The organism is Kurthia sp. 11kri321, from assembly GCF_001534765.1.
Classification (GTDB): domain Bacteria; phylum Bacillota; class Bacilli; order Bacillales_A; family Planococcaceae; genus Kurthia; species Kurthia gibsonii.
The window spans coordinates 387,476-402,632 of record NZ_CP013217.1; the positions used below are offsets into that span (position 1 = coordinate 387,476).

The 15,157-nt window shown below is 36.4% G+C and carries 15 protein-coding genes; 14 read left to right on the forward strand and 1 reads right to left on the reverse strand.

Annotated features, from left to right (window positions below):
- The 6 genes from gatB (at nucleotide 1) to dltD (ending at nucleotide 5,956) form a co-directional block, all read left to right on the forward strand.
- Complete coding sequence (gene gatB, locus ASO14_RS02025) at nucleotides 1-1,431, forward strand: Asp-tRNA(Asn)/Glu-tRNA(Gln) amidotransferase subunit GatB (protein WP_068450787.1); 1,431 nt, start codon at nucleotides 1-3, stop codon at nucleotides 1,429-1,431.
- A 243-nt stretch (nucleotides 1,432-1,674) separates the two neighbouring features.
- A complete protein-coding gene (locus ASO14_RS02030; RefSeq protein WP_231726972.1) occupies nucleotides 1,675-1,827 on the forward strand; it encodes a teichoic acid D-Ala incorporation-associated protein DltX in 153 nt (50 codons plus the stop codon).
- Nucleotides 1,828-1,845: 18 nt separating this feature from the next.
- On the forward strand, nucleotides 1,846-3,345 hold the full coding sequence (gene dltA, locus ASO14_RS02035; RefSeq protein ID WP_068450790.1) for a D-alanine--poly(phosphoribitol) ligase subunit DltA: 1,500 nt from the start codon (nucleotides 1,846-1,848) through the stop codon (nucleotides 3,343-3,345).
- The gene (dltB, locus tag ASO14_RS02040; protein WP_068450793.1) at nucleotides 3,342-4,523 is read left to right on the forward strand and encodes a D-alanyl-lipoteichoic acid biosynthesis protein DltB; all 1,182 of its coding nucleotides are present in this window, start codon (nucleotides 3,342-3,344) and stop codon (nucleotides 4,521-4,523) included. The genes dltA and dltB overlap by 4 nt, the downstream gene beginning before the upstream one ends.
- Nucleotides 4,524-4,544: 21 nt before the next feature.
- The gene (gene dltC / locus ASO14_RS02045; protein ID WP_068450796.1) at nucleotides 4,545-4,778 is read left to right on the forward strand and encodes a D-alanine--poly(phosphoribitol) ligase subunit DltC; all 234 of its coding nucleotides are present in this window, start codon (nucleotides 4,545-4,547) and stop codon (nucleotides 4,776-4,778) included.
- Nucleotides 4,775-5,956: a D-alanyl-lipoteichoic acid biosynthesis protein DltD gene (gene dltD, locus ASO14_RS02050; protein ID WP_068450799.1), complete on the forward strand. Its 1,182-nt coding sequence runs from the start codon at nucleotides 4,775-4,777 to the stop codon at nucleotides 5,954-5,956. The genes dltC and dltD overlap by 4 nt, the downstream gene beginning before the upstream one ends.
- Before the next feature lie 42 nt (nucleotides 5,957-5,998).
- Here dltD and ASO14_RS02055 read toward each other — a convergent pair whose 3' ends face one another.
- Complete coding sequence (locus tag ASO14_RS02055) at nucleotides 5,999-7,096, reverse strand: MFS transporter (RefSeq protein WP_231726990.1); 1,098 nt, start codon at nucleotides 7,094-7,096, stop codon at nucleotides 5,999-6,001.
- 173 nt (nucleotides 7,097-7,269) lie between these two features.
- Here ASO14_RS02055 and ASO14_RS02060 point away from each other — a divergent pair, with 173 nt between their 5' ends.
- From ASO14_RS02060 to ASO14_RS14935, 8 genes are all read left to right on the forward strand, one after another.
- Entirely contained in the window at nucleotides 7,270-7,827 is a 558-nt protein-coding gene (locus tag ASO14_RS02060; protein WP_068450801.1) for a thioredoxin family protein, read from the forward strand.
- A gap of 140 nt (nucleotides 7,828-7,967) precedes the next feature.
- Nucleotides 7,968-8,888, forward strand: coding sequence for a diacylglycerol kinase (locus ASO14_RS02065; RefSeq protein WP_068450803.1), 921 nt, complete (start codon nucleotides 7,968-7,970; stop codon nucleotides 8,886-8,888).
- 461 nt (nucleotides 8,889-9,349) lie between these two features.
- Entirely contained in the window at nucleotides 9,350-10,699 is a 1,350-nt protein-coding gene (locus ASO14_RS02070; protein WP_068450804.1) for a cytochrome ubiquinol oxidase subunit I, read from the forward strand.
- Complete coding sequence (locus tag ASO14_RS02075) at nucleotides 10,696-11,721, forward strand: cytochrome d ubiquinol oxidase subunit II (RefSeq protein ID WP_068450806.1); 1,026 nt, start codon at nucleotides 10,696-10,698, stop codon at nucleotides 11,719-11,721. Before ASO14_RS02070 ends, ASO14_RS02075 begins: the two co-directional genes overlap by 4 nt.
- Nucleotides 11,722-11,736: 15 nt before the next feature.
- Entirely contained in the window at nucleotides 11,737-11,850 is a 114-nt protein-coding gene (gene cydS / locus ASO14_RS15305) for a cytochrome bd oxidase small subunit CydS family protein (RefSeq protein WP_442911255.1), read from the forward strand.
- Nucleotides 11,851-12,061: 211 nt separating this feature from the next.
- Entirely contained in the window at nucleotides 12,062-13,429 is a 1,368-nt protein-coding gene (gene rlmD / locus ASO14_RS02080) for a 23S rRNA (uracil(1939)-C(5))-methyltransferase RlmD (protein ID WP_068450808.1), read from the forward strand.
- Between the two features lie 313 nt (nucleotides 13,430-13,742).
- Nucleotides 13,743-14,189 carry an Hsp20/alpha crystallin family protein gene (locus ASO14_RS02085; protein ID WP_068450811.1) on the forward strand — a complete coding sequence of 149 codons (447 nt, stop codon included), beginning with the start codon at nucleotides 13,743-13,745 and terminating at the stop codon, nucleotides 14,187-14,189.
- Nucleotides 14,190-14,624: 435 nt separating this feature from the next.
- Complete coding sequence (locus ASO14_RS14935; RefSeq protein WP_156422325.1) at nucleotides 14,625-14,768, forward strand: hypothetical protein; 144 nt, start codon at nucleotides 14,625-14,627, stop codon at nucleotides 14,766-14,768.
- The last annotated feature ends 389 nt before the right edge of the window (nucleotides 14,769-15,157 follow it).

Sequence of the window (15,157 nt, forward strand, 5' to 3'; positions counted from 1 at the left end):
ATGACAAATTTTGAAACAGTTGTCGGTTTAGAAGTACACGTTGAGTTAAAAACTAACTCAAAAATTTTCTCACCATCTCCAAACCAATTTGGTTCTGAACCAAATACAAATACATCAGTAATCGACTTAGGATATCCTGGCGTATTACCTGTTGTGAATAAAGAAGTTGTGAACTATGCGATGCGTGTAGCTCTTGCGCTAAACATGGATATTAACCAACATACAAAGTTCGACCGTAAAAACTACTTCTACCCTGATAATCCAAAAGCATATCAAATTTCACAATTTGATAAACCAATTGGTGAAAACGGTTGGATTGAAATCGAAGTAAATGGCGAAAAGAAACGTATCGGTATTACACGTATTCATATGGAAGAAGATGCCGGTAAATTAACACATGGTGCGAACGCTTCATTAGTGGATTATAACCGTCAAGGAACTCCACTTGTTGAAATCGTTTCTGAGCCAGATATTCGTACACCAGAGGAAGCATATGCGTACCTTGAAAAACTAAAAGCGATTATCCAATATACAGGCGTTTCAGACGTTCGTATGGAGGAAGGTTCTCTACGTTGTGACGCGAACATCTCAATCCGTCCTTACGGTCAAGAAGAATTCGGTACACGTACAGAGCTTAAAAACTTAAACTCATTCAACTTCGTTCGTAAAGGGATTGAGTATGAAGCACAGCGCCAAGAAGCTGTACTAAAAGCAGGCGGCGAAATTAAGCAAGAAACACGTCGTTTCGACGAGAAAACAAGTAAAACTGTATTAATGCGTGTAAAAGAAGGTACGGATGATTACCGTTACTTCCCAGAGCCTGACTTAGTAGATATCGTAATTGACGACGCATGGTTAGAGCGCGAAAAAGCGATGATCCCAGAATTACCTGACGCTCGTAAAGAACGTTATGTAGCAGAGATGGGCATCCCAGCTTATGACGCACACGTATTAACTTTATCAAAAGAAACAGCGGATTTCTTTGAAGCGACTGTTGCAGCTGGTGCAGATGCAAAATTAGCATCAAACTGGTTAATGGGCGAAGTAAATGCTTACTTAAACGCAGAGCAAAAAGAATTAGCTGATACAGCTTTAACGCCAGAAGGTCTTGCAGGTATGATTAAATTAATCTCTGCAGATACTATTTCTTCTAAGATTGCGAAGAAAGTTTTCAAAGAGCTTGTTGAAAACGGTGGTAACGCAGAAGAAATCGTTAAGGCAAAAGGTTTAGTACAAATCTCTGATGAAGGTGCTTTATTAGCCATGGTGACAGAAGTCCTAGATAATAATGCACAATCAATTGAAGATTTTAAAAATGGTAAAGATCGTGCGATTGGCTTCCTAGTAGGTCAAATTATGAAAGCATCACGCGGTCAAGCTAACCCTCAAATGGTAAATAAATTACTAATTGAAGAAATTAACAAACGTTAAGTAAGTTGAAAAAGTCGTTCATGGTTCGTTTGATACCACTGAACGTCTTTTTTATTTTTTAAGAAGTATTTATTTTAAATGGGGTAATAAAGTATGGAAAAGATTTGTGACTATTTTCCACTATCATTTGCCCTTTTTGTAATATAAAATTTATATTGGTGTAATAAATGTTATATTTAATGAAAAAAATGAAACTTTTTAAACCTTAAATCGTTAGAATAAAAGGTGGAAAGGAGCGTACAAATGGTAAATAAAGAAAAAAAAGAAGAAGAAAAAATGAGTGTTCCGCGAGCAATTGGTCAAACGTTCTTTTATTTTGCCATTATGGTGTTACTTGTATTAATTTACGGTTTCCATGATATGAGCGCGGGTCCATTTATATATACCGAGTTTTAGTGAAAGGAAGTGCATATTATGAATGTGCTACAACAAATTGCATCTATTGCAAAGGAACATCCAGAAAAAGTAGCGTACCGATCAGCAGGTCAAACGGTTACTTACGGTGAACTTTGGGAACAATCAAATGCATTGGCGCATACCATAAAAAAAATGAATTTGCCTAAAAATAGCCCGATTACAGTTTACGGACATATGTCTCCTAAACAAATTATCGCATTTTTAGGAGTTGTAAAAGCAGGTCACCCATATATCCCACTCGATATTTCGATTCCTTTAGAACGAATTTCACATATCGTTGAGGCATCGAAATCTTCATTTATGATCACAACGGAGCAATTCGATTTAGAAATTGCTGTGCAACAACAAACAGCTAATGATTTGATTGTAAAGGGAGAAGGAGCTCAAAACGATCCAACTACATGGGTTAGCGAAGATGAAGTATTTTATATCATCTATACATCAGGTAGTACAGGAAAGCCAAAAGGCGTACAAATCTCTGAATCAAATTTACGACATTTTGTTGCATGGATTAACGAAGCTTGCTCGCTTCCAAATGGTGTGTATTTAAATCAAGCACCTTACTCCTTCGACTTATCCGTAATGGACCTATATCCAGCCTTAACAGGTGGAAGAGAGTTACATGCGATAACAAAATCTCAAATTGAAAATGCTGGTTTATTATTTGAAGAATTGCATGATTCCTCAATTAATGTGTGGACATCTACACCATCATTCGCGAAGATTTGTTTAATGAATCCAGAGTGGAACGATGAACAAATGCCTGATTTACAAACATTCTTGTTCTGTGGAGAGGTACTACCATTACAAGTTGCTAAAGAATTAAAACAACGATTCAAAAAAGCGACAATCTATAATTTGTATGGCCCAACAGAGACAACAGTAGCTGTGACAGCTGTTGAAGTAACAGATGATATGATTGAGACATATGAACAATTACCAATTGCGCCAGTCGATACAGGGATTTTAAAAATCATGAATGAACAAATGGAAGAAGTAACAGATGGGGAAAAGGGTGAACTTGTCATCTTTGGACCAACTGTAAGTACATCAGGTTACCTGTATGCAGAAGAACAGACGAATAAAGTTTTCAAAACGCATGAAGGCGAACGTATCTATAAGGCAGGCGATTTAGGATATATCCAAGATGAACATATTTTCTACGCAGGGCGTTCAGATTTCCAAATTAAATTACATGGTTATCGTATGGAGATTGAGGAAATCGAAAAGCAAATTGAAGCTTTAGACGAGGTCGGTGCATGTGTCGTGTTACCTGTTAAATCAGGAGAAGAAGTAACCGCACTTACAGCATGTGTTGCATTGCACAATGAAATGACTGAGAAGCCATTTAAAGTGACAAAGAATTTAAAGGAAAAGCTGTTAAAAGCCATTCCAAACTATATGGTTCCGAAAAAGTTTGTCTATTTAGACTCACTACCACTCAATATGAATGGTAAAGTAGACCGTAAAAGATTGGCGGTTGAAGTAGGCTTATGATTCCATATAGTGATTTTCTATTCTTCTTAATTACAGCAATTGCGCTGTTACCAACGATTATTCTTGGTTTCTTAGGAAAATCATCTCGAAAATATAATCTGTTTATTACAGTTGTTATGTTAGCATTGATTTTCGGTCTAGATATGGGGAATTATACGATTAATTGGAAGGCAACCATTTCGATTTTATTATTTACACTTTTCCAAGTGTTATTAATTAAGGGTTACCATTCGTATCGTAAAAATAAAAACCATACAGCCGTTTTTGTCATTGGTGTATTACTAGCGATTTTACCGTTAGTTCTTGTAAAAGTTTTACCGTTCTTTAATTTACACATCTTCGGATTCTTAGGTATCTCATATATTACATTTAGAGCGGTACAAATGATTATGGAAACACGAGACGGCATGATGAAGAAGGATATTCCAATTACAGAATTGGTTTATTTCCTACTATTCTTCCCGACTGTTTCATCTGGTCCAATCGACCGTTGGAAACGATTTGATCGTGATTTTAAAAAAGTACCAACGAAAGAGGAATACCGAGAGCTAGTTTATAAAGGGATTAATAAGATTTTCTTAGGTTTCCTTTATAAATTTATTTTAGCCTTTTTACTTTATAACAAAATCTTAGTGTTCTTACCGGATCGTACATACGGTGTTCTAGATTCTTTTGGAGGGCATCTAGCGTACATGTATGTATATAGTCTGTATTTATTCTTTGATTTTGCTGGGTACAGTTGTTTTGCGATTGGTGTCAGTTATCTAATGGGTATTCGTACACCTGAAAACTTCAACTTACCATTCATTAGTCGAAATATTAAAGAGTTCTGGGAACGTTGGCACATGAGCCTGTCATTCTGGTTCCGTGACTACGTATACATGCGCTTTGTATTTTGGATGATGAAAAACCGTTGGATTAAAAATCGCTATACAGTATCGTATATCGGTTACTTCTTATTGTTCTTATTAATGGGTGCGTGGCATGGCTTAGAGCTTCACTACATTGTGTATGGTCTGTATCAAGCATTACTCATTATTTGTTTCGATGTATTCGAACGATGGAACAAGAAGAAGAAGTTTTGGAAAAATAATAAGTGGACGCATGCGATTTCAGTATTCATTACATTCAATTTTGTATGTTTTGGTTTCTATATTTTCTCAGGCGCACTATTCTAATACGTAAGGGAGATTTTAAAAATGGACAAAGAAAAAGTAATTCAAATTATTGCAGATGTTTGTGAAGATGATGTTGTTTTAGAGGAGCGCGATTTAGATTTATTCCAAGAAGGTTTACTTGATTCATTCGGTACAATCAACTTGTTAGTAGCAATCGAAGATGAATTAGGCATCAATGTACCAATTACAGTATTTAATCGTGAAGAATGGAATACACCGAATAATATTGTAATGCAATTAGAAGAGCTTGCATGAAAAAAGTAACGTTTGTACCGCTGTTTGTTGCGGTTGCACTCTTTCTAGTCTTCTTATTCTTTCCGAATAAATGGCTTGAAAAAATGATTTCAGATGAACAAGTAGATGCTGCAAAAACAGAAATGAATCCACTTGTTTATCAAGGGAAATATATGCAATCGCGTATGTTACAACAAGATAATATGATGCCGATTTTAGGTTCATCTGAACTTGTACGATTTGATCCATTCCATCCGTACAATTATGCAAAAGCTACTGACGCACCATACGATACGTATCTTGTAGGACGTGGTGGTATGCAAAGTCTAGTTCACTTTTTAAATATTGTGGAACAGAAGAAAAACTTAAAAGATAAAAAAGTTGTATTCATTGTTTCACCACAATGGTTTGTAAAAGAGGGATTAGATGAATTCCATTTTTCACCGAACTACTCGATGTTGCAATCTTATGATTTAGCTTTCAATAACGAAATCGATTCAGAGATTAAAAAGCGTGGTATGAAGCGTCTGTTAACATTTGATACAGTTAAACGTGATACAGTACTACGCACCATGTATGAATATGAGTTATCCAACCATAAAAAATATCCGATTGTCGGTAAAATGGCGATGGCTGTCGGAAGTATGACGCGTAGTATTCAACATAAAAAAGACTTGTATTATTCGCTATTTATTGGACATGATCCACGTAATCTAAAAGCAGATGACACATTAGTGAAAGGTCGTACATTTGAGCAACAACTTGCTAATGCAGAAGCATTTGGTAAACCGCGTGTGAATAATGAATATAGTATTAAAACAAGCTATTATGATAAAAAAGTTAAGCCTAAGCTACAAGAATTAAAAGGTTATAAAAAAGACGAAGAATATACCAACTCACCAGAGTATGCAGATTTAAAATTAGTTATGGATGCTTTTAAAGATGCCGGTGCAAAACCAATGTTTGTTTCTATTCCGATGAATGGAAAGTGGTATGATTATGCAGAATTTGATAAAGAACGTCGTGATGATTATTACGCAAAAATGAATAAATTCTTGCGTGAATCAGGTTATGCTTATGTAGATATGTCACAACATGAAAATGAAAATTACATGTTCACAGACACACTACACATTGGTTGGAAAGGTTGGGTCTATATGGACCACGCAATGGATGACTTTTGGAATCACAATCGCTAAATAGAAAAAGACTTCGACACGTAAAAATGTCGAAGTCTTTTTTTATGATGTTTGTCGTTTTTGGCGAATTAATAGGAAAATTCCATATACAAAAGCGACTGTTGAGATACCTGTTAGCATGAAGTAGAAGTTGTGTCCGCCGAATACATTATACACATAACCACCAATTGCGGATGCTACCATACCTGAAAACCCAAAGAATAAGAGTGCAAGTAAAGTTTGTCCTGTTGCACGCCATTCGCGTGGTACTAATTTATATAAGTACTGAATTGCCGCTGTATAAAAGATTGGGAATGTTACCATCTGTAGCAGTTGTACAGCAATTAATGCATAAGGATTATCCACAATTCCTGATAAGAAGAATCGTACTACATAGAAGAAGATGGCAATCGTGATGAGTAATAATTCTTTCCCAGGCTTTAACCACATAAAGCTTAAAGCGAAGATGACAATTTCACTTGCCGCTGCGATAAAGAACGCAAGCCCAACAAGTTTGTTATCGCCATTCAACGTAATTACGTGAATACCTAAAAATGTATCATTCATACGTGCAGAGATAGAAGCGATTAATATTAATAGAAGAAACAGTAAAATTTCTTTATTTAAAATTAATTTTTTAAAACCTTCAATCGTTACAGGTACAGGGCTTGGTGGTGCATCACGTAATAACCAGACAGATAGAAAGGCAAGTATTCCAGCTACAGCAAATAAATAAGAAATACTATGTAGACCAAACCAGTCCATTATGTAGCCGACAATTAATGATAGAACTGCATAACCAAGTGCGCCATATGTGCGAACAGAGCCATAAGAGATTTTTAATGTTTCAGCTGTTGTAAAACTTAATGATTCACAAAGTGGATCTAAAGGCATTAAAAAAGCATACACCACTAACGTAAAAATAACGATCCAGGTCATGCTAGATGCTTGATATAAGAAAAAACCACTAATGGTTGTGAGTAAAATTAAAACGAGCATTACTTTACGAATCGTTTTCAAACGATCGCTAATCATACCGAATGTAGGTTGCACAATGATTGTAATAAGACTACCTACACTAATTAAAAGCCCTACTTTTGTTTCCGACATTCCCTGTGCTTTCATAAAAACGGGAAGAAACGGAATAAAGAGGGCGAGCATTCCAAATAATAAAAAATTATAGCTTTTGATGAGTGACTTTTGGATAAAATCAAGTCCTTTCAGTAAGAAGAATAAGAAATTCAGTTTAGTTAAAAATATGGAAATAGTCAATAGTAAATGAATTTGTTACAATAAAGACACAAAAGAAATAAAGAGAATGAGGAGGGAATGGAATGAAAACAGAACAACAGTATTTTGAAGAAGGAAAACCACTTGCTTTATATATGGAAGAAATGTCGACTTTAAAAGATAATTCATATCGTGTTTATAATGGATTTACATTACCAGAGGACGAGGCTTTTATTGAGGCATTGAAAGCGAAAAAGCCAAACATTTTAGTGATTACAGAAGATTGGTGTGGAGATGCGATGATTAACAATGCCATCTTACGCAAGATTGCAGAAGCTGCTGACTTAGACGTACGTGCAGTATTACGCGATGAGAACCTTGATTTGATTGACCGCTATCTAACAAATGGTGGACGCGCTATTCCGATTTATATCTTCTTATCTGAAGAAGGTGAAGTTTTAGGAACATGGGGACCACGCGCACCTGAATTACAAGCTTACGTGATGAAGTGTCGTCAAGCATTACCACCAAAAGAATCAGAAGAATTCGATGCCGCTCAAAAAGAGATGTACACAATGATTGGTGAGGAAAATGCTTCAAACGATCAATTTTGGCATTGGGTGTATGCAAGTCAAAAACAAGCTTTAGAAAAAGTAATCTAATTTCATATAATAACGCATATTCCATTCGAAAAGAGTGGAATATGTATTTTATGGAAAAAAATGAACGAAAAGTGCAACATCTTAAGTAGAGAATTCGTTTTAGCAATAGGGGAAATTTTGAGAAGCAGGAAGGTATAAGAATGAAAAGAGCAAGAATCATATATAATCCAACTTCTGGGCGTGAAGCTTTTAAAAAACGTCTACCAGAAGTATTAGAGAAGTTTGAAATTGCTGGTTATGAAACTTCTTGTCATGCAACAACTTGTGAAGGAGATGCGACTGTAGCAGCGAGAGAAGCGGTTAAAAGAGATTTTGAGTTAATCGTAGCAGTTGGTGGTGACGGCACATTGAACGAAGTCGTTGCAGGTGTAAGTGAGTTTGAAAATCGTCCGAAAATCGGTTTGATTCCAATGGGAACAACGAATGATTTTGCCCGAGCTGTCCGAATTCCACGAGACATTAACAAAGCAGTCGATATTATTTTACAGGGTGATACATTACCCGTTGATGTCGGCTTAGCAAATGACCGTTACTTTATTAATATTGCAGGTGGTGGTCGTATTACAGAGTTAACCTATGAAGTACCAAGTAAATTGAAAACTGTTTTAGGTCAACTTGCATATTATTTAAAAGGTATTGAAATGTTACCATCGATCAAAGCAACGAATATGCGTATTGAATATGATGGTGAAGTTTTTGAAGAAGAAGCGATGATGTTTTTAATCGGTCTAACGAATTCAGTTGGTGGATTTGAAAAGTTAGCGCCAGATGCAAGTATTAATGATGGGTTATTCTCCGTATTCATCTTAAAAAAATGCAATATCGCTGATTTTATTAAACTTGTTACACTTGCTGTACGCGGTGAACATTTAAAAGATTCACATGTAATTTATACAAAAGCAAAAGAGGTAAAAGTTTATTCAGAGGATAAGATTCAATTGAATTTAGATGGTGAATATGGTGGAGATGCACCAGCTGTGTTTAAAAATTTAAAACGCCATATTGAATTATTTGTACCAATTGAAGATATTCGTGCAGAAGATCGTATAGAAGCAGAATAAGTTTAGAAATATGGAAGCTGTAGAAACATTTTGAGATAAATGTTTTCTACAGCTTTTTATTGTTCTATAGAATTTAAACAGAAAATGAGTTTGTAAGAAAAATAAGAAGGGGTTAGCGGACAATAGGTACGTCTTTTTTATATTGTCTGTTTACAACTTCATTAATATTTCACAATAAAAAATCACGCGTCATTTTAAAAATCAAGGGCATTTGTGTGACATTCATCACTGTCACATGAATGGCAATTTTTCCTCACACTTTTCACATGAATACGTAGCATTTCTGTCAAGAATTAGCGATTTAAAGCTGTTTTAGAGGGGTATAATAAGCGTATGAAGGGGAGAAGCCTATGTACAAAAAGCAAGAACGGATTCTAATTTGGACTTGTGGCATTGCAGCAATTATTATGCTCATATCAATTGTAGTTAGTTACATTTTTTAGCTAAGGAGGCTAAGCAACATGGTGAATGAAAGTTCAGTATTTTTCAGTCGTCTGTTAACAGAATTCACGTTAACATTCCACATTATCTATGCAACAATCGGTGTCGGAGTACCCTTAATGATTATGATTGCACAGTGGCTTGGGATTAAAAAGAACGACGAACACTATATTTTACTCGCACGACGTATTGCGCGAGGCTATGTAATTACCGTAGCAGTTGGGGTTGTAACAGGTACCGCATTCGGTTTACAACTATCACTCTTATGGCCAAGTTTTATGGAAGTAGCAGGTAATGTTATTGCGTTACCACTCTTCATGGAAACATTTGCGTTCTTCTTTGAAGCAATTTTCTTAGGAATTTACTTGTACACATGGGATCGATTTGAGAATCAGAAAAAACATTTCTTATTATTAATTCCAGTAGCAGTTGGTTCAGCAATGTCAGCAGTATTCATTACAATCGTAAATGCATTCATGAACTCACCTCAAGGGTTTGATATTCAGGATGGTCAGTTAACTAATATTCAACCGATTGTAGCGATGTTCTCACCATCTATGCCTACAAAAGTAGGGCATGTACTTGTATCAGCCTTTATGACATCAGCGTTCTTACTTGCAGCGATTGCAGCGTATCGCATGATTCGCGGTTCAAGACATGCTTATTATAAGAAATCACTTTTCTTATTTATGAAGATTGGTTTAGTATTCTCTATTGCAACAGCCATTGTCGGGGACTTCTCAGCAAAATATTTAGCAGAATACCAACCAGAAAAATTAGCAGCAGCAGAATGGCATTTTGAAACAGAAAAAGATGCCGACCTCATACTCTTTGGGGTGCTAAATGAAGAAACAGAGCAAATTAAGTATGAAATTCGTATTCCAAAAATGTTAAGTTTCCTTGCACATAATAACTTTAACGCAGAAGTAACAGGTCTAAATGCATTCCCGAAAGATGAAACACCACCGCTTTACATTCACTATCTATTCGACTTCATGGTAACAATTGGCGTATTCATGATTCTATTAAGTTTAGTGTATGTCATTGCGAAAATTAGAAAATGGTTATTCGTTGATTCAAAATGGTTCCGCTGGCTCATCGTACTTGGTGGACCACTAACATTCCTAGCAATTGAAGCAGGATGGTGGTTAGCAGAAGTTGGACGTCAGCCGTGGATTCTTGTGAAGTATATGAAAGTCGCAGATGCCGCAACAACGAGCGGAAACGTCGGCTTAATGGCTATTCTATTCGGTATTCTATATGTCATTCTTGGAATCGGTAGTGTGGTCGTATTAGTTAGAATGTTTAAATCAAACCCTGTAGAACGTGAATTAGCGGATCGTAAAATGGAAGGCGGGGATTCGAAATGAACATCGAAATTTTAGGGATTACGGTACTTTGGATCTTCCTATTCGGTTATATCCTTGTTGGTTCAATTGACTTCGGTGCAGGATTCTTCAACGCACATGGAATTATGACGGGGAAGCAACACATCCTGTCTAAAATCATCCAACGCTATTTATCACCAGTATGGGAAGTAACGAATGTATTCTTCGTATTCTTCTTCGTTGGAATTATCGGATTCTTCCCGAAAACAGCTGTTTACTTCGGTCAACCGATGTTGATTCCAGGAAGTATCATCTTAATTCTTTTATGTATTCGTGGTTCGTATTACGCATTTGAAGCATACGGTGCAAGAGGACATAAAGGATATGCAACGATGTACGGTATTGCAGGTGTCTTAATGCCAGCCGCACTATCAATCGTATTAACAATTTCAGAAGGTGGATTTGTTGATATTGTAAATGGACAACCTGAATTGAATTACAAAGCATTATTCACAAGCCCATTAACGTGGAGTATCGTTATTCTCTCCATCTCTGCTTGTCTGTATATCTCCGCAACGTTCCTAACATGGTATGCGAATGAAGCAAAAGATATGGCAGCGCGTGACTTACTACGCAAATATGCGTTAATTTGGGCAATTCCATTAGTCATCTCAGTAATCGGTATTATGGTTGAATTAAAAAGCCATAATCCAGAACACTATGATCGTATGGTAGACCTATGGTATCTACTCGCACTATCAGCGCTCATGTTCATTGGTACAATCTATCTATTATTCAAAAAGATGAAGTTTGGCTTAGCAATTGGATTAGTAATCGGGCAATTCCTACTTGCGTTCTTCGCATACGGTATTAGTCATTACCCATACTTGATGTATCCACATTTAACGCTATATGATTCATTCACAAATCAAACGATGGCGATTGCGCTCGTTGTTACATTCATTTTAGGTCTGTGTTTACTTGTACCAGCCATGTGGTTAATTTTAAAACTATTTGTCTTCAATAAGAACTATGCAGAAGGTAAAGAAGATCATCACGCTTAAAGGAGTGTGTTCCAAATGGAAAACTTTTTAATATTCTATGCACCATTTGTGATTGTTGTTATTTCGATTATCATCAGTTTCTGGATTGCAAAAATGGATGGTCCAGCTACAAGAGATGAAAAAGAATAGTTCGTATAGGGAAGAGGGAGTCGATTCAATCGATTCCTTCTTTTTTGCCTGTTTGTTTCGTGGTACAATAATAAGATTGAATGAAGCAACTGTGCATACGCTTGTTACGGCGTTTTGTATCACTGGATACAAGTAAGTTAAAAAGGAGAACGCACATCGAAAAGACGTAACATTATAAGCTTTTATAAATTTTCGATTGCGAATGTGAACAATGACTGTACCTGTAAAGAAGAATGACCGATTAACGGTTCATATAGAAGATTTAACGCATGACGGTGCGGGTGTCGCAAAAGTAGACGGTTACCCGCTATTCATCCAAGGTGGTTTACCAGAAGAAACAGCCGAAGTACATGTATTAAAAACATTGAAAAATTATGGTTTTGCGAAAATAATCGACATCACCGAACCATCACCAGATCGTGTCGAAGCACCCTGTCCGATTTTTCATCAATGCGGTGGTTGCCAACTACAACACCTGTCATATGAAGGACAACTAAAGTGGAAACAAAACATGGTTGAAAATGTGATGAAACGAATCGGTAAGCTCGATGTACCTGTGCACCCTGTAAAAGGAATGACAGAGCCATGGCATTACCGTAATAAAGCACAAATTCCATTCGGATTAGAGGGAGAAGTGCCAGTCGCTGGTTTTTATAAAACGAAGTCACATGCGATTGTCGATACGAATCGTTGCTTGATTCAAACAGCTGAAGCAGATGCCATTTTAGAAGGCTTAAAGCCAAAGTTATGGGCGCTCGGCTTAACCCCTTATGACGAAAAAACAAAACAAGGCTTACTTCGCCATGTCGTCGTTCGTAAAGCACGCACGACGGATGAAGTGATGGTCGTACTCGTAACGAAAAAACGTAAACTAGCACAAAAAGAAGCCATCATTGAGACGATTCGTACACTTGTACCAAATGTACGCTCAATTATGCAAAATGTGAACGGACAAGATACGAATGTGATTTTCGGTAACGAAACACTACCTCTATGGGGCGACGAAGTAATTGAGGATTATATTGGAGATGTCCGCTTTGAAATTTCAGCACGCTCATTCTATCAAGTGAACCCAATCCAAACAGAAGTATTGTATGAACAAGCATTAGCTTACGCAGATTTAACAGGTAATGAGACCGTAATTGATGCGTACTGTGGTATCGGAACAATCTCGTTATTCCTTGCGAAACAAGCCAAATCCGTGATGGGTGTTGAGATTGTGCCACAAGCGATTGAAGATGCCAAACGTAACGCAGCACTGAATGGCTTTACGAACACATACTTTGAAGCAGGCCCAGCAGAAGAAGTGATTCCTCGCTGGTATAAAGAAGGCAAAACAGCAGATGTACTGATGGTAGATCCACCACGAAAAGGCTGTGACGAAGCACTTTTAACAACCATCTTAGAACAAAAGCCGAAGAAGGTTGTCTATGTATCATGCAACCCAGCAACACTAGCCCGCGACCTTCGAATTCTCGAAGACGGCGGCTACAAAACAAAAGAAGTACAACCAGTCGACATGTTCCCGCACACAGCGCATGTGGAGGTGGTAGCGTTGATGTCAAGAGTAGATGAATAAGTGTAGTTAAAGCGTTGATGTAATAAGGTTTATAGGGTTTCGTCTTCGTTTATTTTATGTGAATAAACGGGCGGAATCATTTTTGTTGTTGGTGTTGGAAGTGCTGGAATTTGGGGTTGAGTTGACAGAATGGATGACTTTCTATATAAAATGAATAATATATTTTTCATTTTATATAGAGCGATTTTTTTTAGTGAAAAAATAAAAAACTATTGACAGATTTTAAAAAGTGGTGTATATAATAATTAGAGTTAGCACTCAACGACAGAGAGTGCTAATAATGAGAATGAAAATAAGTAAAGGAGTGGTTATTATGGCAGGATTAATTCCATTCAACAGAAAGCGAAATGATGTAGCGAATACTGGTTTTGAAGATTTTTCCAACATGATTGATGACTTTTTTACAGGTAGCTGGCCATTGCAAAGAAGTTTAGCGGCAGATACATTTAAGATTGATATTCAGGACAATGATCCAGAGTACACAATTGAAGCAGAGCTTCCAGGAGTAAAGAAAGAAGATGTAGAGATTACGCTTAACGAAGGAAGACTCAACATTTCAGTGAAAAAAGAAGAAGTTTCTGAAGGTAAAAACAAAAAATATATTCATCGTGAAAGAAAATATGCTCAGATGTCACGAAGCATATTCCTTGCAGATGCAAATGAAGAAAGTGTTCAGGCAAAACTAGAAGAAGGTGTGTTGACAATTAAGGTACCTAAAAAGGAACAGGTCGACACCTCTAAACGCATCATAATCGAGTAATGAAAGGACAGTACATTAGCACACTGGCACAACAACATGCCGGTGTGCTAATGCTTTTTAATTGAGAAACAGTAGCGTAAGTTCATTGGTATAAACATCTGAATTAATATAGAATAAAATATAGGTGGAAATCAATGGTATTAAAGACGTAAGTGGTTACTTGAAGAAACAGTTTATGAATCAAATCAAAGCATTGCTTGAAGCTGAAAGTGATCTTTAACGTAGGCATATAAAGTATGATAACAAAAACAAAGGAAACTAACTCTTTTTTATAAATGAAAAGCTGTTCCTAAAACTATTTTAAGCGACTATAGAGAGTTGGATATCAGGTGTGGTGTAAATTAATATTTTTCCTATCTAATTGTATTATAACTTGACTTTTCAATATTCCTATCGCATTACTAGATACCAATCAAAGGATTGGAGGTAATGTAAATGACTAATGAGCAAAAAGAGAAAATTATTGAATTAAGGAAGTTAGGGATAGGCTATCGCAGCATTGAATTGTCTACACTTGATTGGACAACTCCTATGAGGGAGGTTATTGTTAAATTAAAGCAAGTAGGCGATTTTTTATGACAAGACTTCTGAAAGTTAGTAGTACCGGTCGATGATTAAGGCTGAGCCATTACCTTTGGAAAGTGAGGTATTATAAAAACAGCAATAAGATAAAATTCAATACGAAATTATGGCTCTACAATAAATAACGTTGGTGAAGAAAAAAGCACCGAACTCATATGAGATCGGTGCTGGAACTTCACTAGCGTTATTTTTTATGTCAAACCATAGAAAACAAGTGAGTTTCCCGATAGAATAAAAGTCGACTAAAACCCATACTAAAGGAGAGACTCACTTGCATACTTACTCATGATATTAAAAATTTACTAGATATACAAGACCCAAACATCACTTTTTCCGATGCATGTGTGGAAATAAAGCAAGATAGAGGAAAGGTATGTAAATTTATT